Source organism: Methylosinus sp. shoA (genome assembly GCF_059718125.1).
In genome coordinates this window covers 4,237,030-4,262,452 of sequence record NZ_AP046091.1, presented here as the reverse complement: position 1 = coordinate 4,262,452, position 25,423 = coordinate 4,237,030, and the positions used below count along the sequence as shown (strand labels likewise).

Genomic DNA, 25,423 nt, shown 5'->3' with positions numbered 1-25,423 from the left:
TCCTTGGAAGTCAGGCGTCCGACGGGTCGGTTGGCACCGCCTGCATGACGCCGGTCTTGGTGACGCGGCGCGGATCGCTGTCGAGCACGAGCCCGAGCGTGTCGATCTTGGCGTTCATCGCCGCGATCTCGGCGAGCACGGCATCAGGGTTGTGGCCCTGCCGGGCGATCGCTTGCGCGAGCGTCATGGTGCCGGAGCGCAAGGCCAGAAGATCAGCCATCGCGTCCTTCAGCGGGTCGACAGCCTCGAAGCGCGGTGGCGACCATTCGACCGCGATGTCGGGGCGCGGCAACTTGCCTGCCGCCCAGGCTGCCTCGCAGAACCAGATCCAGAGCGGCTGGCAGAGGCAGGGAATGACGATCTGCCACTGGATCGCATCGATCAGCCGGCGGAACTCGACGAGCCCTGCTCGGATCGAGGAATAGTTGACCTGGGAGAGATCCCCGGTCAGCAGCTCGTAGGGCATGCGGAAACCGGCCGCGATGATGTGCAACTGGCTGCGCAGCCATTCCCCTGTTCCGGCCGTCGTCGCCGGCTGATTGAAGCGGATGTCCTTGCCACCGCGCGCATAGGCGATCAGCCCCGGCTCGAACTGCTCGACCCGCTGGCCGTCGGCGTCGACGACCGCCGGCGCAATGCCCTGGTCGGCCTCATCCGCGCCGAGCACGATGCCGACGACGCAGGCCTCGGTTTTCTTGCGGACGAGTTCGGCCTGCGTCCAATCGTCGAGATCGCGCAAGGCCCGCATCACCGGCGTCCCCCAGGGAACGCCGCGCACCTGCGTGCGCTGCTTCTCGTAAAGATGCAGGACGTCACGCGCCGGCACTGCCGCGCTGTCGAAACGACGGCGCATCGAGACGACCGCATCGCCCGGATGCTGGGCGTAAAGCCAATAGGCGCGACGGCGACCGATCGCATCGAACTCGATGCCCTGCAGCTGCCGTCCGCCATCGGCGAGATCGCCGTTGCGGGTGGCGTCGAGAAGGTCGGCTTCGATCACCTGAACCTGCAGCGGCAGGGGAAGCCCGTCCGCTGCGCGTCGGGGGCGGCGACGCAGCAACACTTCGCCCGCTTCGATCATCTCGCGCACGGCGAGAGTCTGCAGGCCGAGGATGTCGAGTTGGCCGTCGGCATCGGCGAGCGGCGACCAGATCTCCCATAGCCGATTGACGCTCTCGTCGAGCTTGGTGTCGCCGGTCGCGGCGCGCGGAATGATGCCGCTGCCGACGATGTTGTTGACCAGCACCGACACGGCTTTCGCCGCATGCGGATTGTTGCGCACGAGATCGCGCATACGATCTCGGAGCAGAGCGCCGGCCGCGGCGATCTCCGTGTCGGAGGATGTGCCCGGCGCCTTCCAGCCGTCGGTGCGGCGGCCCTTGGCTGCGCCGTCATAAATTCGCCGGCCGCTCGCCAGAGCCTCGAAACTGCGCCGGGCAATGGCGCGCCGGACGCCGGCTTCCGGGGAGGCCCAGGCCACGAGGCGATCGATCAGCATCACCTCGCTCATCGATCACCCCGACCGAACCCGGCAAAGCCCGCGATCGGGCGTGCCGGGCCACCCGACGTTGCCGCGATCTCGCTTTCAATGGTGCGGATACGCTTCAGAAGATCGTCGGCGGAGCCATATTCGACCGTCTTGCCGTCATAGCTCACGCGCAGTGTGCCGCTGGCATAGGCGCGCTTCAGCGCGTCGAGTTCCGCCGTGGTCCACGCCATGTCCGTTTGCCTTCAAAGCCATTTCTTGCGGGGACCGAGCCAGTCGCTCGACCGCTTCGCCGCAGGTGCGGACGGCCGCGCGAGAAGCCCGGCCTCATGATCAGCCTCGGCGGCGTCATCGCCCTGCGAAGGCCCGATCTGGTCCTCGAGGTCGCGCCATTTCTCTTCCGTCCAGCGATCGGCGCCGACGATCCAGGTAGCGGCCCGCGCATAGACACGGCAGTCGAGCGCCTCGTTGCGTTCGCGCATCTTCTGCCATTCGAGCTTCTGAAAGCCGCGCTTGGTCGTGACGGTGACCAGATGCTCGGCGACGAGCTGCTTCACCCATTCGGCGTCGACGCCGTGCGGCAGATGGATGGCGCCCGGTGGATCGACCACGCCTTCGGCGCGCTCTTCGTCCGTCGGTCGGGCCAGCCGCAGGAAGCGATAGGTTTCCGATTTGAAGGTCGAGACCGCGACGGTCCAGAGCCGTGCGCCGCGACGGATCTTGCGTCCGCCTTCCGTCGCATCGACGAAGGTAGGGCCAGTGACCGGGCTCACGCGGTTGAAGCCGTCGACACCCTTGATCGCCGCGACCTGCGTGGCGCCTTGGGCGCGTGCCCAGGCATAGACCGCCGCGGTCTCGAAGCCGGTGTCGACCGCAAGCTTCACGATTCCAAGGCGCGGTCCATGGGCATGGGGCCAGGTGCGGCCGAGAAGTTCGGTAATCTCAGCCCAAGCAGCGGCAGAGTCCGGGCCGCCCGGGATCACGACATGATCAACGAGCCAACTCGTCAAACCGCGACCCCAGGCCCAGACGGAAACTTCGATGCGATCCTTCTGCAGGTCGGCGCCGGCAGTCAGGAACAGCCCGCCACTCGGGACCATGCCGAAGCGGTGAGCGCCGCGCCGCTCGTAGAGCCGCTGCCAATCGGGCGCCTCGCCGGTCTCGATCCAGGTTTCGCCGAGAACGCCATTCTTGAAGCTGCGCTTGGCCTCGTCGCTCGCCTGCGCGGCTTCCCACATGCGGGCGATGTCCGCCCAGGACAGCCATCCGACCGGGGAATAGAGCCCCGACAGGTGATAGCCTATGGTGCCGCTCGTGCTCTCCGGCCGCGTCGGGCGCCATTCACCGCCCTCCATCATGGCCGTCTTCTGGTGCTCAGCGATCGCGCCATCGCAGGCTTCGCAAGCATAGTGTGCCGTGTTCGGCTCGCCTTTGTCCCAGCGCAGCCGCTCGAACCTGAGCCATTGCCGATGCCCGCAATGCGGACAGGCGACGAAGAAGCGGCGCTGATCGCTCGCTTCGAATTCGCGCTCGATCCGCGACACGCCATGGATCGTCGGCGTCGAGGTCAGAAAGACCTTGGACCGCCAGGAAAAAGTCCGCGTGCGTGCTTCCGCCAGAGCGACGGGATCGCCTTCATCGTCGGCCGAGGGCGGATAGGCGTCGACCTCGTCGAGAAACAGGTAGCGCGCCGGCATGGAGCGTAAGCCGACGGCGCTGTTGGCGCCGGTGATGACAAGAAGCCCCGCCGGGAACTCCTTCGAGAGCATTGTGTTGCCGGCATCGCGCGAACGCTGCGGCTTCACACGCTCACGCAAAGCCGGGCTCTCGGCGATCAGCGGATCGATGCGCTGGCGCGAGAAGCGCTTGGCGAGCTCAACGGTCGGCTGGACCGCGAGCATCGGCCCCGGCGCATGGTGGATCACATAACCGATCCAGTTGTTGCCGGCTTCGGTCGCCCCGACCTGCGCCGCCTTCATAAACACGATCCGGCGCGTTGCGTTCGTCGGCGACAACGCATCCATGATGGCGCGCATATAAGGCGTGCGATCGGTGCGATACCGACCGGGTTCGGCCGATGCGCGCGGGCTCAAGAACCGTTCGCGATCGGCCCATTCCGAGACAGTGAGCGCGGGATCGGGCGTGAGCCCCGAGCCCCAGGCGCCGAGGATCGCCTCCGCGCCGTCGAATGTGACGATCTCACCTAAAATCCGGGGCGACCTCGGCGAGTTCTGCGAGGTGCGCACGGACATATGTTTCGAGAACCTTCTGCATGGTGTGCGCGTCCTGACCGAGTTCAGCCGCCATCAGCGCGGCGATACGAGCGGGCCAAACCGACCAAGCGTCGCGCTCTTCCCGCGCCAGGCGAAAGACGAGCGCGGTCGTGCGGGCGCGATCGACGAGTTCGCCTTTCATGCGCTGCAGCCGAAGGCGGGCAAGATGGGCCTTGGCGATCTCATGCGCGGTCCGCGCCTGCACGAAGGTGACGTTGCCGCTGGCAGGGAGCCCCTGTTCCTTGAGCGTCTCGCGGACGGAGCCGAGCGCCGCTTCCGGCACGGGCTTCATCACCTCGGGCGCGGGCTTGGCGGTTCCCTTCGCCTTGCCGGGATCGGTCGAGCGTTCCCACGCCGCATTCGCCTTTGCCGGGTCGATGCTGCCATCGGCTTCGAGCGGTATCCGGCCCGATTTCGCAGCTTTCAGAACAGCTACGTGGGAGACGCCACGGCTTCGCGCATAAGCGCGGATCGAAACGCCCACGGCTCGCCCTCACAGTCAAAAAATCTAATCGGATGAGGTGCTTATTCGCTTGGCTCGTCTCCGAAGCAGCGCCTGTATGTCGTCATCAAAAGCCGGAGACGATCATGACCCGCCGCCAGACCAACGACGAAGCCCTCAACGCTTTCATGAAGCGCAAGGCCGAGATCGACACCGCGCTCGCCCGCCTTCAGGCCCTCAGCGACGATCATTTCGATGTCCATCGCCGCCGACCTTGTCGGCGATCATCCCGCGCAACGTGCAGACGAGATCGATGTCCGCGACTTCCGCCGGCTCGTTGAGCCGCCACCAGACGTGGAGCTTGGGAGCGCCGGCCTCGCTGCGCCCGCCGCTCTCGACCACCATCACGGGTGGTGGCAGATACTGCTTGAGGTGCGCGAGCTTGGCTTCGACATCGCCGGTGTCGAGATCGGCGACGATCGTCTGGACCTGCCGGATGTCATCCGCCTTGGCGTGCCCCCGTTCGGCGACGGTGCCGGGCACGACATAGAGCGCGGCGCCTTCGCGGGCGGCCCACAGCGCCGTCGTGTGAATGCGTGCCGCCGCCTCGGAGTCGATGGGAAGCCAGGATGTGTGCGGCCGGCCGGAGTTGCCCTTCTCGGGCAGGCCATGGACCGGGATCAGCCCGTCGCAATAGCCAAAGACGCGGTCGACGAAGAGCGCGATCGCCTCGGCGTCAGGACTGAGCGCGGGATCGGCGACCGGCGGGGCGTCGTTGAAGTCCCGCCAAGAACTCCCACGGGCCATGTCGATGCGCACGACATTGTCGGTCGAGGCGTCGTCTCCGCTCATCCGGGCAGCCCCCAGCAGCGTTCGGCCCAAGGGCAGAAGCGGCATTCGTAGTGGGCCGGGTCGTGCGCGATGCGAGGCAGAAGCTCGTGGGCGTCGGTGGCGCGCAGGATGCGCACTGCGCGATCGCTTGCGCCCTGCGCCCGGGCGGCGTCGAAGGGCACGAATTCATGGTGAAGCTCCGCCGTGTCCTTGTTGATCGCGGTGAAGAGCGCGGGATGCTCCGAAACACCCGGCAGCGCCGGTTCCATATAGGCCTGGTAGAGCGCGATCTGGACGGCATAGATCAGCTTTGCCAGCACGACCCCCTTGGCGACGGTCTCACGCCACGCCTTGGCGTTCATGGTCTTGCATTCCCAGAGCGCCGGGACATGAAGAGCCGGAATACCGGGTGCGCCGAAAACGACGCCGTCGACATGGCCGCGGATCCGGCCGCCCGCCACCGAGAAGCCGATCTGACCGCCGTCCTTCGTGCGGGTGACAAGATCGAGACCGGCAGCGCGCAGCCAGCGGATCGCCAGATCTTCGAGCACATGGCCAATCTCGAAGATCCTGAGCGTCCGACCGTCGAGGTCCGAACCAGCGTCATGCGGCGTGTCCGTGAACTCGAACTGCAACGCGCGATCGCAGGCCGTGCCGAGACGAGAGGCGCCGAGATAGGTGCGCATCGGTGTCGTCGCGCGTTCCGCCGCGAGCGCGGCATCGATGCGCTGGTTCAGATGATCGGCGATGCTGGCGCGATGGTTGAAGTCGAGCATCAGAACGGAATCTCCGTGCTCGCACGCGCGGCGCTCGCCGCCATCGCCTCCTGGAAGGCGCCGACGGCCGCTTCGATCAGCGTGAGTACCTGCGTTTCCGACAGGCTGGCGAGTGGCGTCGCCCAGCCGATCTCCTCCATAAGTTCGGCGACGGGTTTCAGTGCCGCGCGCATGGCCGCGCGTTCCTGTTCGGTGAGGTCAACCACGGAGCGCCTCCGTGCCGACGAGGACCAGAAGGCCTGACAGGTGATCGAGCAGAACCAGCGATCCGGGCGCGGCCGACTCGTATGGAAGGGCTCGTGCCAGCCAAAGCCGCGCGCTGGTCGCCAACAGATGGCGCAGGGAATCCCACGCGGATGCCAAAGCCGCTTCCGGTCCGATGGCGGTGTGGGTGTCATGGGCGTCGTCCGTCATCACGCCGCCCTCGCCAGAACGCTGCGATCGGCCCCGAACACGAGCCTGCGGATCGCCGCCTTGTTGAACTGGAAGGCGATCAGCGCCGAAGCCTGGTAGCGGGTGAGCCCGAAGTCCTGCCGATACTCCGCCGGCAGAAGCGCGAGTTGCTTGGTCGTAGGCGGCTGGGAGAGCCAGCGACGGGTCTTGTGCGCGCTCTCGTCGCTCTCGTGCTCGTTGAGCCAATCATCGGCCGCCGCGAGGCACACCATGCGCTCGCCGGCGCCGACGAGCGTGGTGGGCTGTCCTTGCCGACCGCCGACCGCATACCAGCGCCCGTTGAGGAAGAAGACACCTGCCCAGGCCGTGAAGCCGGTGGCGACCAGAGCGGCGTCGTCGCCGAAGAGATCGCACCACTTGAAGCTCGACCGCTTGAGAAGATCGATCTCGCTCATCACGAAATCGCCGAGCGGCTGCGGCTCATCACCCCCGTCGTCACAGGCGAAGGCGTGACCGCAGAGGGGGCATTCCCGCGACGAGAGGGGAATGATCGCCTCGCACGACGGGCAGGTCTTGGTGGGCGCGTCCCCGGACACCTCGCGCCCGTCGAGATCGATGTCCTGCTCCAGCGAGCCGTGCAGGAGCGTCGAGGTGCCGAAATCCAATACGACGCAGTCGGTCTTGAGGATGTCCGGATGCTCCTGCGGGTTCACCGTCCTGAGACCCCGGCCAACCATCTGAACCATGGTCGAGCGATAGGAGCTGGGACGCAGCAGCACGACGCAGGACGTCGGCGGGTGGTCCCAGCCCTCGGTGAGCACGGCGACGTTGACGACGACGCGCGCCCGGCCGTCCGCGAAATCGGCGAGCGCGGCCTTGCGGTCAGCATCCGGCATCTCGCCGGTCACGAGCACCGTCGGCACGTCGGCCTGGCGGAAGGCCTGCGCCACCGAGGTCGCATGGGCGACATCGGCGCAGAAGACCACCGTCTGCCTGTCGCCGGCCTTATCGCGCCAATGCTGGATCACCGCCTCCGTCACCGGCGTGCGGTTCATGACCCTGGCGACCTCGGTCATGTCGAAGTCGTCGGCGGTCTTGCGCACCTTGCCGAGGTCGGACTGCACGCCAACGTCGATCACGAAGGTCCGCGGCGGCACGAGATGTCCGGAGGCGATCAGTTCGCCGATCCGGATCTGGTCGGCGACGTTCGAGAAGACTGGGCGCAGCCCCTTGCGATCACCCCGGTTCGGCGTCGCGGTGACGCCGTAGACCAGAGCGTTCGGATTGCGCTCCCGGATCCGGTCGATGATCCGACGATAGCTGTCGGCCGCGGCATGATGCGCCTCGTCGATGACGAGAAGGTCCAGCGCCGGGATCTGGCCGAGATTGGTTTCCCGCGCGAGCGTCGGCGCCATGGCGAAGGTCGCCCGCCCGCTCCAGGACTTCTCCTTCGCATCGATCACCGAGGTCGAAAGTTCTGGATTGACGCGGGTGAACTTGGCGCGGTTCTGCGCGGTCAGCTCGTCGCGATGGGCGAGCACGCAGGCCTTGGCATGGCTGTCCTTCAGGATCTCGCCGACGACGCCGGAGAGCATGATCGTCTTGCCGGCGCCCGTGGGCGCCACGCCGATCGTGTTGCCGTGGAAGCGCAGCGCCGAGACGCTGCGGTCCACGAAGAGTTTCTGGCGGGGGCGAAGCAGCATGGCATCGCCTCACTGTGCCCAGGAGGGACGCATGCCGGAGGCCGGAGCAGTGGCAGGCTGAGCCGGCGCCTGTGCGCCAGCCGAGCCCTGGAAGCCGAAGGACTGGGGCACCGATCCCATCGCCGCGGCATATTCCTTGTGGTCGGGCGTGACGGCGGTGCGGATCTCGTTCTTCGGATCGCCGTTGGTGTCGGTGCCGACGTCGATCTTGGCGACGAACTCGATGCCATCGAGATCGACGAAGCCGCGGATGCGCCGGGCGGCCTGCGCCTGCGGCGAGACGTCCTTGTCGGAGATGCCGCGCGCCGAGTTGAGGATCGCGCGCACCAGCGCCCGGCCCATGTTGCCCCAGTCGGGACCCTTCGGGCTGTAGAGACCGATCAGCGAGAAGATCTTGCGTCGCGCATAGGGGCCTTCGAGGACCGTGAACTCGGCGTTGAGATAGACCGCGCCGGTCGAGCCGCGCGTCGCATATCCGCCGGTCCAGCCCTGGCTGGGATCGTCATAGCCGCCGGGGCGGATCGAGAGGCGGACCTTGGCGATGGCGCCTTTCGGGATGACGTTCGTCGTCGCCTTGGCGTCGTTGAAATCGCTCCAATTGGACATGGCGGATCACTCCTTGGTCGGATGGCTCGAAGAGGCGTCGAGATGGAGGTGGCCCGGCAGGCGGCCGGAAAAATCGAGCGGCTGCCGTGCAGGCCCGCGGATTTTCTTCATCAGGCGGCCGAGATGCGGTTCCTCGACCATGTCGAGCCGGCCGCTGCGGTCTTTTGCGGGGAAGCCGAACGGGTTCAGCGTCTGGCAGATGAAGGCACGCCGGCTGGCGCCGTCCTCGGCCTTCACCTCCGCCATCGTCAGAACCTCGTCGACGATGCCGGGCAGTTCGAGGCCGGTCTTCGAGCCATCGAGCTGGGGCGAGAAGACGCGACGATTGAAGTCGTCGAGACGCTCGTCGAGGATCCCGACGAACCAGACATTCTTGGCCCTGGCATGCTGAAGCTGGGTGAGCCAGGCGATCATCTCGCGGCCATGCAGGCCGTAGGCGCCGCGTACATCGGGCTTGCCGGTCTTCTCCGAGATGGCTTCGGGCTGGCCGCGGCACCACTGGAAGCAGAGCCGGCCGGCGACCGTGATTGAGTCGACGAAGATCGTCTCGTAGCGATCGAGGGCGCTCGGCGGGCCGAAGCGTTCAGCCACAGCGGCGAAGTGGGCTTCGCCATAGGCTTGATCCGGGCGCAGCGCCGGGTTCGGCCCGCCGATGAACACTGCGAGATCACGGCATTCAGCCCAGGTGCGCGGCCGGAACGCATCGCCGGTCCAACCTTCGATGGCGAGATCGCCCGCCTCGAGGTCGATGAAGAGCGTTGTCTGCGGATCGAGGCTCCAGAGCAGTGAGGTCTTGCCGATGCCGGACTTGCCGAAAATGCAGCCCTTGACGCCGCGGGCTTCGGCGAGCCGCTGATCCGCGGTGATGATGGGGAGCGCCATGATCAACGCTCCTTCGTCGCGCGGGCGGCGAGATCGACAGCGCAGTCTGCCCCACGACCGCCGGCATCCCGCGCGATCTGGCTGAGCTTGCGCAGCGCGTACATCTGATCGATGAGCGCGTTGGACGCAGCCTCCAGCCCGCGAAGGGCGAAGGCGATGTCGTCGAGGGTCGCCTCGGTGATCGGCTTGGCGTCGATCGCATCCTGGCCCGGCAACGCCGGGACACGGATGGCATCGGGGAGCGTGGCGAGTCCGCAATGCGCCTCGCGCAGCGTTTCGAGCGCGGACAGAGGTTCTTCGGGCTTGATCTTGGCGAACGAAAACATCGGTTGGTCCTCTCAGTCACGGAGAAGTCGGAAGGTCGGTTTGCCGGTCTTGAGCGTTCGAGCCGGCTCGAAGGCGCGACGGATCGCGTCCGGCCAGGCGCCGTAAGCGCGCTCGGAAACGGAAACGCTGATCTCGATGTATTGGTTGGGGTCCTCGCCGGAGGCGCGGATCGTCTCGACGAGGGCGGCGAGCTTGCCCTGATCCCATTCGACCTTCTTCGGCAGGTCGGCGACGATGGTGATCGCGCCGTCGCTGAAGCGAACCGTGCCGGTGTCCTTGGCCAGCGCGGTGCGAGCTTCGCGGGCACGCTCACCGAATTTCAGGGCGATGGCACCGTCGAGCCAGTCTTTCAGCGTCTTCGCGCTCTTTAGAGCGGCGTCGGCATCTTCCTGGAGAGTGGCCAGGGCATCGGCCGGCAAAGTGGCGATCTCGCCGATCGGCATGGCGCGGATCGCGTCGAGCGTGATGGGGGTGGCGATCATGGCCAGCGCGCCCCCGCCGCCATTTTCGGGGCCGACCTGTTGGCCGTGCTCGCGCGGATCTGTTCCTTCTCGTATTCCTCGACGTCTTCGAGCCGGTAGACGACCCGTCCGCCGATCTTGATGTAGCGGGGCCCTTCCCCCGACCACCGCCACCGTTCGAGGGTGCGGTGGCTGATGTTCCAGCGAGCAGCGAGCTCGATCTGGTTCAAATGCCTGACCGACATCTGCGTCTCCTTCGGTCTCAGTCGAAAACCTGCGGAGAGGATGGCGCGGGCGTGGGGAGGAGCCGGGGAGGAGAAAGGAAGGAGCCAGCGGAGGAATCGCAGCTCCGCGGGCTGAAATGAAAAAACCGCCCGAAGGCGGTTTGAACGAGGATCAGGTGGGTATCAAAGATCGATCCAGCAGCGCCCGCGCTCTTCCTTGATGAATTCGCGCCAGTCGGTGCGTCCCTTGAACGCCTTTCCGAGCGTTTGAACCTGGTCGCCGGAGTCGGCAGCCTCCAGGACGGCCGCGGTCAGACATTCGGGTTCGCCCCGCTGCCACGCCTCGAAGAGGTGTCGAATGATTGCGCGATGCTTCGTGCCGGTGAATATGTAGGTCTTGCCCCTGACGATGATCGAGCCGCCATCGGCAGTCATCGATACGGGTTGTCCGTCATCGCGCCGGTGCGACAGGCGAGCTGCGAGGATCTGAGGATCGATGCGCAGCCCTTGGTTTACGTCGATGATCGATTGCACAGCGACGATCTCGTGCCCACTCACATAGTCTTTGGGCAACTTCGATTCGGGCGTTAGCGACAATACGAGTCGCACGCCGGGAGCCGGTCGCTGCCTGGTTTGTTCAAGAAAAGAAGCCCAAGCCGTCGGATCCGAAAGCCGACGTCCGACCCAAACGGGCACGCGAGCCGTGCGCCCAGGTAGACGCGCGGCGCCGACCTCCCAGATCAATCCGGGCACCAGAGACACAGGACGCGAGGCGAGAGCGCAATCGAGCCCTTCCAGCAGCTTCGGCAGAAGAGATTCGAAGTCCAGAGCGAAGACGGTCTGTTCGCCAGGCGCCGCCGTCACCCAGCCTGCCTGCGGGCTGAAATAGCCGAACGAACGACCATCCGGTGATCGCACGAGCGAAATCGGCGAGTCGTCATGGTCAGCCATGGACGTCACCGCCGCCTCGTCTCCCACCGGGGTCAGCACATCGAGTGCCTGAAGCTGCGCTCCGACTGCCGGATAATGATTCGACAGGGCAGCGGCTGTGATGCGCGCGTCACGGGTCTGAGCGATCGCGCAGACCAGGGCCAGTGCCTTCTGATCAGGACTTCGCGGCGATCGCATCATCGGCGAGGATTCCCCAGCGGCGGAGATATTTTTCGCCGATCAGTTGCTCTTCCTCGGTCTGGTCCTTGAGATTGCAGCCATGCGGCATAGTGATCGTCAGAGGGAGAGTCCGACCGCGCCTCGCGTCGCCCTTCGGATGGAACTTGATGGTCAGTTTAGCCTGTGTGGCAACCCACCCGCCATCGATCGGATTGCCCGGCCCAAGCCGCTCCTCCGCCATGCTCCAGATCGTGCGGCCCGCTTTGGCCATGCACTCCAGCGTGACGCGCTCGCCGACAGCATCGAGCGGCATCAGCCGCAACAGGCGGACGTCGACCCGTTCGATGCCGTCATCAAGGTCGGTCGGAAAATCGAAGGGCGACAGCAGCACATCGAGATCGTAGCGACGAACCGGGACCTTCTCGTTTTGGAAATCGACGCCGAGGAGATCGCGCGCCAGGAACAGCGCCATTTCGGCGCGGCTCTCCCGGTCACTCGCGACAACCTCGATGACTCCGGTCGCCGGCTCATAAGTCATTGCCGCCTCGAACACCGGACGATAGGCGCGCCGGATAAGTATGCCACCGTCATCGAAGGCGAGCTGGTCGTCCGGCAGGCCTTCCCGGTAGACGGTGATCTGCACGAGGTCGCAGTCTTCTCCCTCAAATGTGGGGCGCACACGTTCAAAAATGTCGACATGGACGTTCGCAGACGCAAAGCGGGTGCGGAGCGACGCTTTGAAAGCCTCAATGGAAATCTGATCGCGACGAACCGTTCCCCCGGCTTCGATGATGAAGCCATCCCAGCTGCGGCCACGTCGCTTCTCGTCAGTGAACCGAACTTCCTCGGCGTGACGGAACAGGACCGGGTGATTCAGAAACAGCCAGAGTGAACGAGCATGGCCATTCGCGAGAACGTCGAGGAGCGCTCGATCATCGATCACGCTGTATAGCGCGGTCTGGCCGGCATCGTCTGCGAGCCCGCTGACCCGCTCGGCATCGTTGATGACCCGGGCTCGTGCCTGATCGTCCATTTCGTCGACCGCCTTGAGCGCGCCACGAACAACGTCGGGTTCGGCAGCGGACCAATCGATCGGCAGCGAGGCCAAGAATCCCACCGGCGAAAAATATGCCTGCAGCGACGAGGCAGGCGTGTTGCGAATAAAGCTCGTCACTGAGGCCATTGTCACATCTCCTTAGCCCTTGATGTTGCGCGGGTCGTTCCCGTGCGAATCGGACTGGCCGATGCGGCCGTCCTGATTGTGGATCTTAAATTCCGTTCCGGCGTTGCGGCTGATCTCCCGGCCGCGGTCGACCGCCTGCTGCTTGGTGTCGAAGTGCCCACTGGCGCGATCGGCACCGCCGCGGCGGACGTCCCAGCCTCCACCCGAGTTCGGAACAACGTGATGGGTCCCAGACCCCTTACCCTTGGCCATGCCGACCTCCTGTATTTCGCAGTTGCGAGAAATTAAGTTCGTTATCACGAACTTCTGCGCAAGATAAGTGTTGCCGGTATGGCGTGTCAAGGACTAGGGGTATCGCGAAAACGAACCACGCACAGGCAGGAGGATGTTCAGTGCCAACCCCCTTGGGTGAACGAGTTCGAGAGCAACGGCGCAAACGCGGCCTTACACTCGAAGCGCTGTCCAAAAAAATCGGATCCAGCAAGAGTTACATGTGGGAAATCGAGAACAAAGAGGTTGCGCGTCCCTCGGCAGAGAAGCTCGCGCAAATAGCTGCAGCACTGGAAACCACGGCTGAGTATCTGTTGGAAGGCGATGGCGCCAACGAAGCCGAGGACGCTACTGACATTGCTTTCTATCGCAAGTACAAGAAACTCGATGCACCCGTGAAGGAACGACTGCGCAAGATGCTCGATATCCTGGATGACGACTGATGGTCGATGCGGCTCCGAAGTCACCGTGGAAGGAAGCCATTCGCCTCTCGAAGCTGCTTAAAATCAGCCTCGGAGCCGATCGCTTTCCGGTTGACGTCACGGGGCTCGCAAAAGAAGTCTCTCGCAACTACGGCGATCCGATCGACAAGATCGTCGGTGAGGAGTTGCCGGGTTTCGAGGGTATGCTTCGGCCACACAAGAAACGTCCCGCCTGGCACATCGTCTATTCGAGCAACCCGCAATATCGGGGACGAGAGCGTTTTACGATCGCCCACGAATTCGGGCACTACATGCTGCATCGTCCCGAACTGTCGGAAGCTGACTACCCGGGTGGTGTGCTGCGCAGGGAATGCGGCTTCGAGTGCTTGCCGCTGCAGTCGAACGAGTGGAAACAGGCCGACCGGGAGCGAGAGGAAGAGGCTGACACCTTTGCATCATATCTGCTGATGCCAATTGACGACTATCGAACTCAGATCGGCCAAAATGAAATGTCGCGTGAGCTTCTCGCGCATATCACTCGCAGATACGGCGTTTCATTGATCGCAGCGGTGAGGAAGTGGATAGAGTTCACAGATACCCGCGCCGCAATGGTGGTGGCATACGATGGTTTTGCGCGCTGGGGACGTGCGAGCGATGCTGCGCTCAGGAGCGGGATTTTCATCCCGTCGGGTATGCCGATTCCGGAGAACTCCATCGCTGGGACGGGGCCGTCGGCATTGAAAGACCAGGATCGAGCGATGCAGTTGCCCGCGGGCGTCTGGACATTTCGCCGTGGTTCAGAGCCGGTGCGGGAACTCACCATTTTTTCCGAGCGGCTTGGGCTGTCCGTCACGCTGCTGATGTTTGACCGCGCCTCTTCCGGCGTTTCGCTTGCCGAAGAGCATGTTCCGGACACTTACGATCAGTTTGTCCAGAGCGGACAGGCATGATTCGTCTTCGCATCGGGTGACCGATTCGCTCGTGTGTTTGGTTTCCAAGCGAATTGTAGCTGTGAATGCGCCTCGCTGGCTTTTTGAATGTTTTCGATCTGATGCGCAGAATCCTGATAACACGCGGATTTTGCTTGTTTTATTTGGATGACTGCCTAGCGTTTCTCTCATGCGAAACGCTTTCGATCTTGTTTCCCTGGGGTCTGGTCCCAACGCCCTGCGCCCCGACCTGATGAGCGATGCCGAGCGGCTTGCGGAAGCGGCCGAGATCCTTGCACGCGGCATGGTCCGGCTTCGGCAGCGACGCGAGGGACGGCCCACACCTTTATCTCGCGAGCCCGGAGAGAGTTGGCTGGACTTGTTCGCCGACCAACGCGGTCATGCCGAAGTCGACGGAGACCGACGATGAATGATCCCGTGCTGGCGCGAGTCGCCGCCATCAAAACCATGCCGACACCCGCGCTGAAAACGATGTGGCGCGATCTCTACGGAACGGAAGCGCCGCCCTACAATCGGCGCTTCCTCGAAAGCCGCTTGGCCTATCGGGTTCAGGAACTCGCCTATGGCGGATTGAAACCCGAAACCGTGAAGCGGCTCGACGCGCTCGCCCGCGGCGTCGAGGATACCAACCCGAAGACCCGCCGCATTCGCACCGATCGGAAGCCGATCGCAGGGACGCGGCTCCTGCGCGAGTTCAACGGTATCGAACACGTCGTGACGGTTACCCTCGAAGGCTACGAGTACCAAGGCAGGCCATACAAATCGCTTTCGGCGACCGCGCGCGCCATCACCGGCGTCAAATGGAACGGCTGGGTTTTCTTCGGGCTGAAAAGCGCGAGGAGCGGCTCATGACCCGGACAGCGGCCGCCAAACATCCTGCGACAAAGGTCACGCCGAAGATCCGGTGCGCGATCTATACGCGAAAATCGTCGGAGGAAGGTAAGCGCCGTTGCGACCCCATTGATTCTTCGGGTTCGGAAGGATTTTCGGATGTGAGATTCTTCTGAGGGACAGCCATGTCTCTGGAAGGATCCGAAGATGAACGAGAATGCGACGATCGAAACGGCTTTTGGCGCAGGATTTGTCGGACGTGTGGATTTTCGTCGTTCACGTTCGGGCAATCGGCTGTGGTCGAAGGAGCTGAAGGGCCGGATCGTACGAGAGAGTCTCGCGCCTGGAGCGCGCGTCGCCGACGTGGCCCGCAAATATCGGATATGCGCGCAGCAATTGACGCAGTGGCGCCGCCAGGCGCGCACCGGGCGGCTCGCGCTGGTGACCGACGGTCCCGCGGAGTTCGTGGAGATCGAGCTCGAGCAGCCCTCCGTTCGTAACGAGAGCGATGCGAAGATCGAGATCGTCGTCGGCAAGGTCGTGTTACGGCTGGATCAGGACACCGCGTCGACGCGCATCGCCGAGATCATGACGGCGCTGGAGCGCGGCGCGTGATCATTCCGTCGCAAGGGTTGCGGATCGTGCTCGCCGTGCGTCCCGTCGATTTCCGCTGCGGGCATGACGCGCTGGCCGCTCTCGTGCAAAACAAGCTCGGACTCGATCCGCATTCCGGGCTCATCGTCGTGTTCCGCTCGAAGCGAATGGATCGCTTGAAGATTTTGCTGTGGGACGGAACCGGACTCGTGCTCGTCTACAAGCGTCTCGGCGATAGCCGCTTTTCTTGGCCGCAGATCAGCGACGGCGTCCTGCAATTGAGCCGGGTGCAATTCGAAGCTCTATTCGACGGGCTCAACTGGAAGCGCGTCGGCGAGCGGATCGTGGCGACGCCGACCGCGGCGAACTGATCGCAACTTCGGCTTCATTCGGCGCCTCGCTTGCGATAGATTCGCCGACGTGACGCCGAGCTTCGATCCCTCCAGACTCGCAGAGCTGCCTGCCGAACTACGCGCATTGTTCGAAGCTCAGCGCGCCATGCTCGAAGCCGAACGCATCCGCGCCGATCATGAGCTCGCCGCGCGCCTTCACACCGAGAGCGAGCTCGCAGCGTCGAAGGAGACGGTCGAACGTCTGCAATTGCTCGTCAAGGAATATGAACGCGCGCGTTTCGGCAAGCGTTCGGAGAAACTCGATCCCGATCAGTTACAGCTCGTTCTGGAAGATATCGAGATCGCCATTGCCGAAGTCCAGGAGCGGGAAGACGATCGCGCGCGCCGCTCGGGGCGCCCGGCGACCAGGGAGCGCGCCGCCCGCGCCGCGCGCGCCTTTCCTGCTCATCTGCCGCGCGTCGAGCGCGTGATCGAGCCAGAAAGCCTCGCCTGTCCCTGCGGCTGCGGCCTGATGGTTCGGATCGGCGAGGACCGCTCCAGCCGCCTCGACGTGACGCCGGCGCAATATCGCGTCATCGAGACCGTGCGGCCCCGCTACGCCTGTCCGACAGGATGCGCGGGCGTCGCCCAGGCGCCGGCTCCTGCGCATCTGATCGAGGGCGGCGTTCCCACCGAGGCGCTGCTGGCGCAAGTGGCGGTCGCCAAGTTCAGCGAGCACATGCCGCTCTACCGTCAATCGCAGGTCTTCGCGCGCCACAGGATCATGCTCGACCGCGCCGTTCTGGCCGATTGGATGGGAACGACGGCCTTCCACCTCGCGCCGATCGTCGAGCGCATGAGCGCGCTGATGAAGCTGTCCGGCCGTCTATTCATGGACGAGACTCGGGCGCCGGTTCTCGATCCCGGCCGCGGCCGGACGAAAACTGGCTATCTCTGGGCGGTTCTGCGCGACGACCGCGGGCACGGCGGCGCCGATCCGCCGATCGTGGTCTATCATTACGCGCCGGGTCGCAGCGGCGAGCACGCCGAGCGGATGCTCGAAGGATTCGACGGCGTTCTCCAGGTCGACGGCTATGGCGGCTATCATCGTCTGGCGCGCGCCGAGCGCAAAGGTGGCGCCCCACTGCGGCTCGCCTGGTGTTGGAGCCATGGCAGGCGCGAGATCATCGCCGCCACGCCGAAAGCGGGCTCGCCCATCGCCGAGGCGATCCTGGCGCGCATCGCCGCGCTCTATGCGATCGAGGCGGACATCCGGGGCAAAGAGGCGCCGATCCGGCAGAGCGTTCGCGCCGAGCGGTCGCGGCCTCTTGTCGTCGAGCTCGAAGAGTTTTTGCGCGCCAGGCCGCTCGCCTCTCCGGCCGCAGCGACATGGGCAAGGCGGTCGCCTATCTTCTGAATCATTGGGCCGGGCTGACCCTGTTCCTCGACGATGGACGCGTCGAGATGGACACCAACCTCGTCGAAAATCAGATTCGGCCGCTGACTCTCACGCGCAAGAATGCGTTATTCGCGGGGCACGATGAAGGTGGACGTTCCTGGTCACGTCTCGCTTCGCTCATTGCGACATGCAAGTTGAACAGCGTCGATCCCTATGCCTGGATGAAGGCGACGCTCGAGGCGATCGCCGATGGCCATCCGCAGTCGCGCATCGACGAGCTGATGCCCTGGGCCTTCAAATCCTCGTCGCCGACGCCAGCCGCCTGATCGCTCACCATTGCGCTGAACCAATCGCTGACAAAGCTTTGCGCCAAAGGCTTGCAATGCCTTGTCGCAACGAATTGCAAGCTATTCTTCCATTCCAGCGGCAATGGGACGACAACGGCGCTTACGGAGGAAGGGCTCGACATGGAGTTCAATAGCCTCGACGCCCAGCGCGAGGCATGCGCAGCCTATATCATGAGCCAGAAGCCGGAGGGCTGGGTGCTGGTGCCCGACCACTACGATGACGGCGGGATTTCGGGTGGCACGCTGGAACGCCCGGCGTTGAAGCGTCTCATCGCCGACATCGAGTTCGGCAAGGTCGACGTCGTGGTCGTCTACAAGATCGACCGCCTGTCCCGCTCATTGATGGATTTTGCCAAGCTCGTCGAGGTGTTCGAACGGCGCGGCGTCACCTTCGTCAGCGTCACGCAGTCGTTTAACACGACAACGTCGATGGGGCGGCTGACGCTCAACATTCTTCTCTCCTTCGCCCAGTTCGAGCGGGAAGTCATCGGCGAGCGTATCCGCGACAAGGTCGCAGCCTCGCGCAAGAAAGGCATGTGGATGGGCGGCTATGTGCCCCTCGGCTATCGCGTCGACAACCGCAAGCTCGTGATCGACGAGGTGGAGGCGGCGACGGTTCGCCGGATCTTCGAGGGCTTCGTGAAACTTGGATCGATCAAGCTGCTGATGCGGGAACTCTATGAAGCCGGTGTTCGCAGCCGGCGCGGCCACTCGCTCGACAAGGGCGCGCTCTACAAGCTTCTGAACAATCGGGTCTATATCGGCGATGCGGTCCATAAGGGTGTCGCCTATCCTGGCGAGCACGCGGCGATCATCGATATCGATCTCTGGAACCGTGCCCACGCCATCATGGGGGAAAGCCCGCGCACCCGCTCCAACAAGACCCGCCTGTCCGGACCGGCGCTTCTGCGGGGCCTGATCTTTTCCCCCAACGGCGACGCCATGTCGCCGAGCCACACCCGAAAGGGGGACCGGCTCTACCGTTACTATGTCACCCAGTCGGTGTTGAAGCGCAGGCCGGAAACCTGCCCGGTCCGGCGTGTTCCCGCCGCCGAGATCGAAGCGACGGTGGTCGAGCCGCTTCGTGGAATTCTGCGCGCGCCTGAACTGATCGTCCGGACATGGATGGCCGCAACGGCGCATGACGACCGCATTACGGAATCGGAGGTCCGAGAGACCTTCGAGCGGCTCGATCCCGTATGGGACGAACTGTTCCCTGCCGAGCAAGCACGTCTCGTCCAGCTTCTGGTCGAGCGGGTCGACGTGAAGATCGACAGCATCGCGATCCGGCTCCGCACCGGCGGCCTCGCCTCGCTGCTTGCCGAACTTCAATCGATCAGCCAACGGCAGGAGGCAGCGTGATGACGAGGGGCGCGATCCTCCACGACACGGACGCGCTGACTGTCACCGTGCCGATGACCTTCAAGAAGCGCGGCGGGCGAAAGCTCGTCATTGCCTCAAACGGCGCCGATGCCTGGGCACCGCCGCGGGCACGCATCGACAACACCATGGTGAAGGCGCTCGCCCGCGCCCATCGATGGAAGAAGCTGCTCGACACCGGCCACTATCCGACCGTCCAGGACCTTGCTACGGCCGAGAAAATCAACCCATCCTATATCGCCCGCATCCTGCGCCTGACCCTGCTCGCGCCCGACATCGTTGAGGCGATCCTCGATGGACGTCAATCCGCGGGACTTCAGTTGGACGAGCTGCTCACGCCGTTCCCAGTAGAGTGGGAGAGGCAGCAATCGCATTTCTCCGTCTCTGCTCGCCGATAGCGCGCCCATCACGCGATCCCGCATCTTGACCTCAGCCGTCGAGTGGCTGGCTCTCAGCCATTTATAGCATTGGCATGCTGGCACTCCTGAAGCATCGCGCTCAACAGCATGCAGCGACAGACAGCATGCATCACTTATGCATGCTGGCATCGAGAATGCGCGCGACCAGTGCGCGAAGCTCCGGTGAGCGCGCCACATCTGCGACAATGCCCTCTAAGTCATGATCCATCGCCGCACTATTAACAATCGCCCTCAGTTCCTTCGCCTTAGATAATTGTTTAACAACGCCTTTTTCGATTCGAGACAAAGTGCTCTGTTCAAGTCCGACCTTTGCCGAGATAGCATTTTGCGAAAGTCCAAGCCGCCTTCGTGCCCGCTGAAGAGCAGCACCGAATGCAGGCTGATCGAGCTTGTTCTCATGCATAAATTGATGCATATACTATGCATGACCGTTTGTGTAGCCCACACCTCTCGCAGCCGCTTCTCACCGCCCGTGCTTGATGCAAACGGGCGAACGGAAATCCTTCCTGGCGTCGCGCTGGGGCGACCTGATGTGATCCTCTCGCCGGCCTATTGGCGCTGGCGCTGCGCAAATGCAGAGGAAGCCGGCGAGGGCTATGTCGCGCGAGAATCCACGCTGCACGAAGAGCTGGGTTTCTGTCTCTTGGGTGGATACGGAGTGCGCGTTGAGGTAAACGACGCTTTTTTCCGCCATCTCCGAGAACGAGGCGTCCTTGAATGGGGCGCGCGACCGTCGGAGGAGGATCTGTTCGATTTACTCTCGGATCGGATACCAGTTTCCGATGCGCGCGGGGCGAGACTCCAGAATTATCGTTTCCCGCGTCAGAAGGCGGCGTGGCTTGCTCGCTCCCTTGCGCTGGCTGACGAACTGGCGCCCGATCGCTCGGCGCACGCGACAGCCCCACGTATTTTTCGCAATAGGCTAATGGCCATGCCTGGCGTCGGTCCCAAGACAGCGAGTTGGGTTGCCCGCAACTGGCTGGGCGCCGAAAATGTTGCGATTCTAGATATACATGTTCTTAGGCTCGGCCGGCACCTGAAGCTGTTTCCCGACCGCGTGCGCCTGCCTGAAGACTATGAACGTCTTGAGGCACGTTTCATTGATTTCGCAACGGCGCTAGAGGTTCGGCCGTCAATACTTGATGCAGTAATATGGGACGACATGCGTCGGTTCGGATCGCGTATGGTGGAGCGCGCCGCTGTCGAATAGGCTATTTCAATCAACAAGGAGGAAGGTTCATGGGCGGAAGCGGCGGTGATCCGAGCTATCCTAAAGGAGGTAGCAGGACAGGCGGTGGCAGCGGCGGATCGGGCTCCGGGGCAGGCCATTCCAGCGCAGACCCATGTGCGATATCTTTTCAAGACGATCTTTACTCCCCGGTTGCTGGTGTCGCGGATCGACTTACGCAGGGGCAGGTCCTTGCGGTTCGTTTGACCCCCGCGAACGCCGTAGGTGTGTTTCTGGATGGCGGCACGCAGGTCGGCACTCTTGGCGGGGCACGTGCAGCTTCCCGCGTTGATCGGCTGCCTTGAGGACGGTGTAGATTTTGCCGCGGATGTCGTCGACGTCAAGAATAGCGCCGCGGGACGCGTGCGCATTCGAGTGCGGCGTGCATGAGCGGCATGGAACCCGATATCATAGTCGTCGGCGGCTACTATGCCGAGCGCTGCGTCTCGCCCGAGGTGGACGCCCGCTTCGGCTCGGGCGGCCGAGCAGCGCTTGCGCTTGCTGCCGCGGGTAGGCGCGTTCGTTGGCGGTATTACTGCCCAAATTCCGAGCAGCTGAACGCGACGCGCACCGTGGCGCATGAGAACCTAGAGCACGCACCTGCTGCCAGCGATGCGCTTGTGTCGTTCCGCTACACTCACCCGCTCGCTCGTCCCGAGTATCTCCCCTTCCCATTGCCAAGGGCCGAGCCCCTGGTTGTCGAGGGCGCAGCCGTGCTGCGCTTCGGGCTCATGGAAGGCACTGGCGTCGTAAAGGCTGAAACTTGCGTATACGATCCCCAAGGGGACCCTGCGGATTTCCGCGAGAATGGCTCCAGCGCTTCAAAGCTTGTCATCGTATTGAACCTGTCCGAAGTCCTTGCGTTAGGGCGGGCTCCGGATGAGGCCAGCGCTGTGGAGCGACTCTTCGCAGGCGGGAACCTCTCAGCCCTTATTGTCAAGGCTGGGGCGGACGGATGCCGCGTTTACGAGAACGCGTGCCTTTCCGCGGAAGTGCCACCCTATCAATCCGCATCAATCCGCTCGCGTGTACAAGATTGGCACGGGCGATGTCTTCAGCGCCGCGTTCGCAGAGAACTGGATGTTGGCGGGGCGATCAGCGCCCGATGCGGCTGACGCTGCCTCGCGCTGCGTCGCGCACTATGCGCAGACGCGTACGCCAGCCGTTCGAGTGGAAGAGGCCACTGGTGTCGGCGAGCCAATCAAGCCCGGTTCAGGCGGGCAGGTCTATATTGCGGGGCCTTTCTTCACGACACATGAGCTTTGGCTTGTCGAGGAAGCGTATCGCGGGCTGAAAGAGCTGGGGGTAAAGGTCTTTTCTCCCTACCACGAGATTGGGCTCGGCCAGCCGTCCGGGGTCGTTCCGGCGGACCTCGCCGCGCTAGACCAATCCACGGCGGTGCTCGCCCTTCTGGATGGTGGCGACCCGGGAACTCTATTCGAAGTGGGCTATGCAACGCGCATCGGCCTCCCTGTAGTGGCACTAGGGTCTGTAGACATTTAGGCGATTGCGTGCAATGCGGCGGAGAGTTGGACAAAAGCAGCAAAAGCTGGCGTCGGTTTTATCGTAGCGGGTTGCGATGCGCCGCCACTCCTTCAGGCGTTGGATGCAGTTCTCGACCAGATGGCGCCATTTGTACATTTCGGCGTCATGCGGGATAAGCTGTTTGCGATCAGCTTTGGAAGGGATGACGGCGAGAGCGCCTTGCTGCTTCAATCGCAGACGCAGGGCGTTGTTATCGAAGGCTTTGTCGGCAATGAGCGCGGCAACGTCGACATCCTCGATCAAGGGCGCAACGCCGACGCTGTCATGGCGCTGCCCCGGTAACAGGATGAAGCGCGCCAGATAGCCCAAAGCATCGACCAAAAGGACGATTTTCGTCGTCAGCCCGCCGCGCGAGCGGCCGATGGCCTGACTTTGAGTCCCCCTTTTGCGCCGGTTCCGTGCCGGTGAACTTTGATGATTGTGCCGTCGATCATCGCATATTCAAAATCAGGATCGCCCGAGAGCGCCATAAAAATCTGATCGAAGACATCCTTCAACGCCCAGCGGCGGAAGCGTTTCCACACCGAGGACCACTTGCCGAAACAATCGGGCAAATCACGCCAGGGTGAACCGGTACGGGCGATCCACAACACCCCCTCCAAGAACAGACGATTGTCTTCGCCGCTACGGCCCGGATCGCCTGCCTTGCCAGGAAGCAGCGGCGCTATCGTTTCCCATTGCTCATCCTTCAATGCCAAGCGAATCAAGGCTAACCTCCATTTTTCAGCCTTGAATCAAAATTTCAGCCTTGCGGGAATCCCCTTCCTACTCGAATGTCTACAGACCTTAGCACAATCGACGAAGCGCAGCGACCTAACGATGTTGCTGGGCTCTCCCAATTGCCGTGTCGTCGACGACTTCTCTACTGCTCTGTACCACGTGGCGTGGGCAGGGCGCCGAGCATTGACATGAGGGTCCTGCTTTTCTCCGGTGGCGTAGAGTCCACCGCACTTGCCTACTGGCGACGGCCAGACCTTCTGCTCACCATCGACTACGGGCAACGCCCGGCCGCCGGAGAACTGAGGGCCGCATCACACCTGGCTCGACAGCTTGACCATCAGATAGTGACAGCGAACGTGGGCGCCTTGGGCGCTGGGGACATGGTCGGCCGAAGTATGGCGTCTCACTCCAAGGTTAGTGAGGCGTGGCCTTTTCGGAACCAATTCCTTGTAACGGTAGCCGCCATGGCATGTGCGGATCGCGGCTTGAAGGAAAGTAAGCGCCGTTGTCGTCCCATTGCCGCTGGAATGGAAGAATAGCTTGCAATTCGTTGCGACAAGGCATTGCAAGCCTTTGGCGCAAAGCTTTGTCAGCGATTGGTTCAGCGCAATGGTGAGCGATCAGGCGGCTGGCGTCGGCGACGAGGATTTGAAGGCCCAGGGCATCAGCTCGTCGATGCGCGACTGCGGATGGCCATCGGCGATCGCCTCGAGCGTCGCCTTCATCCAGGCATAGGGATCGACGCTGTTCAACTTGCATGTCGCAATGAGCGAAGCGAGACGTGACCAGGAACGTCCACCTTCATCGTGCCCCGCGAATAACGCATTCTTGCGCGTGAGAGTCAGCGGCCGAATCTGATTTTCGACGAGGTTGGTGTCCATCTCGACGCGTCCATCGTCGAGGAACAGGGTCAGCCCGGCCCAATGATTCAGAAGATAGGCGACCGCCTTGCCCATGTCGCTGCGGCCGGAGAGGCGAGCGGCCTGGGCGCGCAAAAACTCTTCGAGCTCGACGACAAGAGGCCGCGACCGCTCGGCGCGAACGCTCTGCCGGATCGGCGCCTCTTTGCCCCGGATGTCCGCCTCGATCGCATAGAGCGCGGCGATGCGCGCCAGGATCGCCTCGGCGATGGGCGAGCCCGCTTTCGGCGTGGCGGCGATGATCTCGCGCCTGCCATGGCTCCAACACCAGGCGAGCCGCAGTGGGGCGCCACCTTTGCGCTCGGCGCGCGCCAGACGATGATAGCCGCCATAGCCGTCGACCTGGAGAACGCCGTCGAATCCTTCGAGCATCCGCTCGGCGTGCTCGCCGCTGCGACCCGGCGCGTAATGATAGACCACGATCGGCGGATCGGCGCCGCCGTGCCCGCGGTCGTCGCGCAGAACCGCCCAGAGATAGCCAGTTTTCGTCCGGCCGCGGCCGGGATCGAGAACCGGCGCCCGAGTCTCGTCCATGAATAGACGGCCGGACAGCTTCATCAGCGCGCTCATGCGCTCGACGATCGGCGCGAGGTGGAAGGCCGTCGTTCCCATCCAATCGGCCAGAACGGCGCGGTCGAGCATGATCCTGTGGCGCGCGAAGACCTGCGATTGACGGTAGAGCGGCATGTGCTCGCTGAACTTGGCGACCGCCACTTGCGCCAGCAGCGCCTCGGTGGGAACGCCGCCCTCGATCAGATGCGCAGGAGCCGGCGCCTGGGCGACGCCCGCGCATCCTGTCGGACAGGCGTAGCGGGGCCGCACGGTCTCGATGACGCGATATTGCGCCGGCGTCACGTCGAGGCGGCTGGAGCGGTCCTCGCCGATCCGAACCATCAGGCCGCAGCCGCAGGGACAGGCGAGGCTTTCTGGCTCGATCACGCGCTCGACGCGCGGCAGATGAGCAGGAAAGGCGCGCGCGGCGCGGGCGGCGCGCTCCCTGGTCGCCGGGCGCCCCGAGCGGCGCGCGCGATCGTCTTCCCGCTCCTGGACTTCGGCAATGGCGATCTCGATATCTTCCAGAACGAGCTGTAACTGATCGGGATCGAGTTTCTCCGAACGCTTGCCGAAACGCGCGCGTTCATATTCCTTGACGAGCAATTGCAGACGTTCGACCGTCTCCTTCGACGCTGCGAGCTCGCTCTCGGTGTGAAGGCGCGCGGCGAGCTCATGATCGGCGCGGATGCGTTCGGCTTCGAGCATGGCGCGCTGAGCTTCGAACAATGCGCGTAGTTCGGCAGGCAGCTCTGCGAGTCTGGAGGGATCGAAGCTCGGCGTCACGTCGGCGAATCTATCGCAAGCGAGGCGCCGA

At 63.8% G+C, this 25,423-nt stretch carries 30 protein-coding genes and 2 pseudogenes; 11 read left to right on the top strand and 21 right to left on the bottom strand.

Going from position 1 to position 25,423, the window contains the following annotated elements:
* Positions 1-10: 10 nt before the first annotated feature.
* The 18 genes from AC6IW9_RS20005 to AC6IW9_RS19920 form a co-directional block, all read right to left on the bottom strand.
* Positions 11-1,498: a phage portal protein gene (locus AC6IW9_RS20005; RefSeq protein ID WP_497772568.1), complete on the bottom strand. Its 1,488-nt coding sequence runs from the start codon at positions 1,496-1,498 to the stop codon at positions 11-13.
* Positions 1,499-1,506: 8 nt separating this feature from the next.
* Complete coding sequence (locus tag AC6IW9_RS20000; protein ID WP_144341290.1) at positions 1,507-1,719, bottom strand: phage head-tail joining protein; 213 nt, start codon at positions 1,717-1,719, stop codon at positions 1,507-1,509.
* A gap of 12 nt (positions 1,720-1,731) precedes the next feature.
* A complete protein-coding gene (locus tag AC6IW9_RS19995) occupies positions 1,732-3,738 on the bottom strand; it encodes a phage terminase large subunit family protein (protein WP_497766613.1) in 2,007 nt (668 codons plus the stop codon).
* On the bottom strand, positions 3,686-4,243 hold the full coding sequence (locus tag AC6IW9_RS19990) for an elements of external origin (RefSeq protein ID WP_497766612.1): 558 nt from the start codon (positions 4,241-4,243) through the stop codon (positions 3,686-3,688). The genes AC6IW9_RS19995 and AC6IW9_RS19990 overlap by 53 nt, the downstream gene beginning before the upstream one ends.
* Before the next feature lie 41 nt (positions 4,244-4,284).
* Positions 4,285-4,452, bottom strand: a complete 168-nt coding sequence (locus tag AC6IW9_RS19985; RefSeq protein ID WP_497766611.1) for a hypothetical protein — start codon at positions 4,450-4,452, stop codon at positions 4,285-4,287.
* The gene (locus AC6IW9_RS19980) at positions 4,439-5,098 is read right to left on the bottom strand and encodes a hypothetical protein (RefSeq protein WP_497766610.1); all 660 of its coding nucleotides are present in this window, start codon (positions 5,096-5,098) and stop codon (positions 4,439-4,441) included. Before AC6IW9_RS19980 ends, AC6IW9_RS19985 begins: the two co-directional genes overlap by 14 nt.
* A complete protein-coding gene (locus AC6IW9_RS19975; protein ID WP_497766609.1) occupies positions 5,050-5,808 on the bottom strand; it encodes a hypothetical protein in 759 nt (252 codons plus the stop codon). The genes AC6IW9_RS19980 and AC6IW9_RS19975 overlap by 49 nt, the downstream gene beginning before the upstream one ends.
* Complete coding sequence (locus tag AC6IW9_RS19970) at positions 5,808-6,014, bottom strand: DUF6511 domain-containing protein (protein WP_497766608.1); 207 nt, start codon at positions 6,012-6,014, stop codon at positions 5,808-5,810. Before AC6IW9_RS19970 ends, AC6IW9_RS19975 begins: the two co-directional genes overlap by 1 nt.
* Positions 6,007-6,222, bottom strand: coding sequence for a hypothetical protein (locus tag AC6IW9_RS19965; RefSeq protein WP_497766605.1), 216 nt, complete (start codon positions 6,220-6,222; stop codon positions 6,007-6,009). Before AC6IW9_RS19965 ends, AC6IW9_RS19970 begins: the two co-directional genes overlap by 8 nt.
* Positions 6,222-7,904: a DEAD/DEAH box helicase gene (locus AC6IW9_RS19960; protein WP_497766602.1), complete on the bottom strand. Its 1,683-nt coding sequence runs from the start codon at positions 7,902-7,904 to the stop codon at positions 6,222-6,224. Before AC6IW9_RS19960 ends, AC6IW9_RS19965 begins: the two co-directional genes overlap by 1 nt.
* A 9-nt stretch (positions 7,905-7,913) precedes the next feature.
* Positions 7,914-8,510 (bottom strand): hypothetical protein, encoded by a 597-nt coding sequence (locus AC6IW9_RS19955; protein ID WP_497766600.1) that lies wholly within the window; start codon positions 8,508-8,510, stop codon positions 7,914-7,916.
* Between the two features lie 6 nt (positions 8,511-8,516).
* Positions 8,517-9,392, bottom strand: coding sequence for an ATP-binding protein (locus AC6IW9_RS19950; RefSeq protein WP_497766598.1), 876 nt, complete (start codon positions 9,390-9,392; stop codon positions 8,517-8,519).
* 2 nt (positions 9,393-9,394) lie between these two features.
* The gene (locus AC6IW9_RS19945) at positions 9,395-9,718 is read right to left on the bottom strand and encodes a hypothetical protein (RefSeq protein ID WP_497766596.1); all 324 of its coding nucleotides are present in this window, start codon (positions 9,716-9,718) and stop codon (positions 9,395-9,397) included.
* A gap of 12 nt (positions 9,719-9,730) precedes the next feature.
* Positions 9,731-10,201 (bottom strand): hypothetical protein, encoded by a 471-nt coding sequence (locus AC6IW9_RS19940; RefSeq protein WP_497766594.1) that lies wholly within the window; start codon positions 10,199-10,201, stop codon positions 9,731-9,733.
* Positions 10,198-10,425, bottom strand: coding sequence for a helix-turn-helix transcriptional regulator (locus AC6IW9_RS19935; RefSeq protein WP_497766592.1), 228 nt, complete (start codon positions 10,423-10,425; stop codon positions 10,198-10,200). Before AC6IW9_RS19935 ends, AC6IW9_RS19940 begins: the two co-directional genes overlap by 4 nt.
* Positions 10,426-10,587: 162 nt before the next feature.
* Positions 10,588-11,535 (bottom strand): hypothetical protein, encoded by a 948-nt coding sequence (locus AC6IW9_RS19930; RefSeq protein WP_497766589.1) that lies wholly within the window; start codon positions 11,533-11,535, stop codon positions 10,588-10,590.
* A complete protein-coding gene (locus tag AC6IW9_RS19925) occupies positions 11,510-12,697 on the bottom strand; it encodes a hypothetical protein (RefSeq protein ID WP_497766587.1) in 1,188 nt (395 codons plus the stop codon). The genes AC6IW9_RS19930 and AC6IW9_RS19925 overlap by 26 nt, the downstream gene beginning before the upstream one ends.
* A 12-nt stretch (positions 12,698-12,709) precedes the next feature.
* On the bottom strand, positions 12,710-12,949 hold the full coding sequence (locus AC6IW9_RS19920; RefSeq protein WP_497766585.1) for a DUF2188 domain-containing protein: 240 nt from the start codon (positions 12,947-12,949) through the stop codon (positions 12,710-12,712).
* A gap of 140 nt (positions 12,950-13,089) precedes the next feature.
* Here AC6IW9_RS19920 and AC6IW9_RS19915 point away from each other — a divergent pair, with 140 nt between their 5' ends.
* From AC6IW9_RS19915 to AC6IW9_RS19880, 8 genes and pseudogenes are all read left to right on the top strand, one after another.
* The gene (locus tag AC6IW9_RS19915; RefSeq protein WP_497766582.1) at positions 13,090-13,410 is read left to right on the top strand and encodes a helix-turn-helix domain-containing protein; all 321 of its coding nucleotides are present in this window, start codon (positions 13,090-13,092) and stop codon (positions 13,408-13,410) included.
* On the top strand, positions 13,410-14,339 hold the full coding sequence (locus AC6IW9_RS19910; RefSeq protein ID WP_497766579.1) for an ImmA/IrrE family metallo-endopeptidase: 930 nt from the start codon (positions 13,410-13,412) through the stop codon (positions 14,337-14,339). The genes AC6IW9_RS19915 and AC6IW9_RS19910 overlap by 1 nt, the downstream gene beginning before the upstream one ends.
* A 405-nt stretch (positions 14,340-14,744) precedes the next feature.
* Positions 14,745-15,191: a DUF2924 domain-containing protein gene (locus AC6IW9_RS19905; RefSeq protein ID WP_497766576.1), complete on the top strand. Its 447-nt coding sequence runs from the start codon at positions 14,745-14,747 to the stop codon at positions 15,189-15,191.
* 186 nt (positions 15,192-15,377) lie between these two features.
* On the top strand, positions 15,378-15,785 hold the full coding sequence (tnpA, locus tag AC6IW9_RS19900; protein WP_497763764.1) for an IS66-like element accessory protein TnpA: 408 nt from the start codon (positions 15,378-15,380) through the stop codon (positions 15,783-15,785).
* Entirely contained in the window at positions 15,782-16,135 is a 354-nt protein-coding gene (gene tnpB / locus AC6IW9_RS19895; protein WP_497763765.1) for an IS66 family insertion sequence element accessory protein TnpB, read from the top strand. Before tnpA ends, tnpB begins: the two co-directional genes overlap by 4 nt.
* A gap of 49 nt (positions 16,136-16,184) precedes the next feature.
* Positions 16,185-17,821: pseudogene (gene tnpC / locus AC6IW9_RS19890) on the top strand (IS66 family transposase).
* Between the two features lie 141 nt (positions 17,822-17,962).
* On the top strand, positions 17,963-19,204 hold the full coding sequence (locus AC6IW9_RS19885) for a recombinase family protein (RefSeq protein ID WP_497766573.1): 1,242 nt from the start codon (positions 17,963-17,965) through the stop codon (positions 19,202-19,204).
* A complete protein-coding gene (locus tag AC6IW9_RS19880; protein WP_497772567.1) occupies positions 19,204-19,620 on the top strand; it encodes a hypothetical protein in 417 nt (138 codons plus the stop codon). The genes AC6IW9_RS19885 and AC6IW9_RS19880 overlap by 1 nt, the downstream gene beginning before the upstream one ends.
* A 130-nt stretch (positions 19,621-19,750) precedes the next feature.
* On the opposite strand, the gene AC6IW9_RS19875 is transcribed toward AC6IW9_RS19880, so the two are convergent.
* A complete protein-coding gene (locus AC6IW9_RS19875; RefSeq protein WP_497766570.1) occupies positions 19,751-20,044 on the bottom strand; it encodes a helix-turn-helix domain-containing protein in 294 nt (97 codons plus the stop codon).
* On the opposite strand from AC6IW9_RS19875, the gene AC6IW9_RS19870 reads away from it, so the two are divergent.
* The gene (locus tag AC6IW9_RS19870; protein WP_497766567.1) at positions 20,039-20,851 is read left to right on the top strand and encodes an 8-oxoguanine DNA glycosylase; all 813 of its coding nucleotides are present in this window, start codon (positions 20,039-20,041) and stop codon (positions 20,849-20,851) included. The genes AC6IW9_RS19875 and AC6IW9_RS19870 overlap by 6 nt on opposite strands.
* Before the next feature lie 1,044 nt (positions 20,852-21,895).
* The gene (locus AC6IW9_RS19865; RefSeq protein WP_497766563.1) at positions 21,896-22,372 is read left to right on the top strand and encodes a nucleoside 2-deoxyribosyltransferase; all 477 of its coding nucleotides are present in this window, start codon (positions 21,896-21,898) and stop codon (positions 22,370-22,372) included.
* Here AC6IW9_RS19865 and AC6IW9_RS19860 read toward each other — a convergent pair.
* Positions 22,352-23,106: pseudogene (locus tag AC6IW9_RS19860) on the bottom strand (IS5 family transposase). The gene AC6IW9_RS19865 and the pseudogene AC6IW9_RS19860 sit on opposite strands and share 21 nt — an antisense overlap.
* 81 nt (positions 23,107-23,187) lie before the next feature.
* Between AC6IW9_RS19860 and AC6IW9_RS19855 the strand changes: the two are divergent.
* Positions 23,188-23,673, top strand: a complete 486-nt coding sequence (locus AC6IW9_RS19855; protein WP_497766560.1) for a 7-cyano-7-deazaguanine synthase — start codon at positions 23,188-23,190, stop codon at positions 23,671-23,673.
* An 81-nt stretch (positions 23,674-23,754) separates the two neighbouring features.
* On the opposite strand, the gene tnpC (AC6IW9_RS19850) is transcribed toward AC6IW9_RS19855, so the two are convergent.
* Entirely contained in the window at positions 23,755-25,392 is a 1,638-nt protein-coding gene (tnpC, locus tag AC6IW9_RS19850; protein WP_497763766.1) for an IS66 family transposase, read from the bottom strand.
* Between the last annotated feature and the right edge of the window lie 31 nt (positions 25,393-25,423).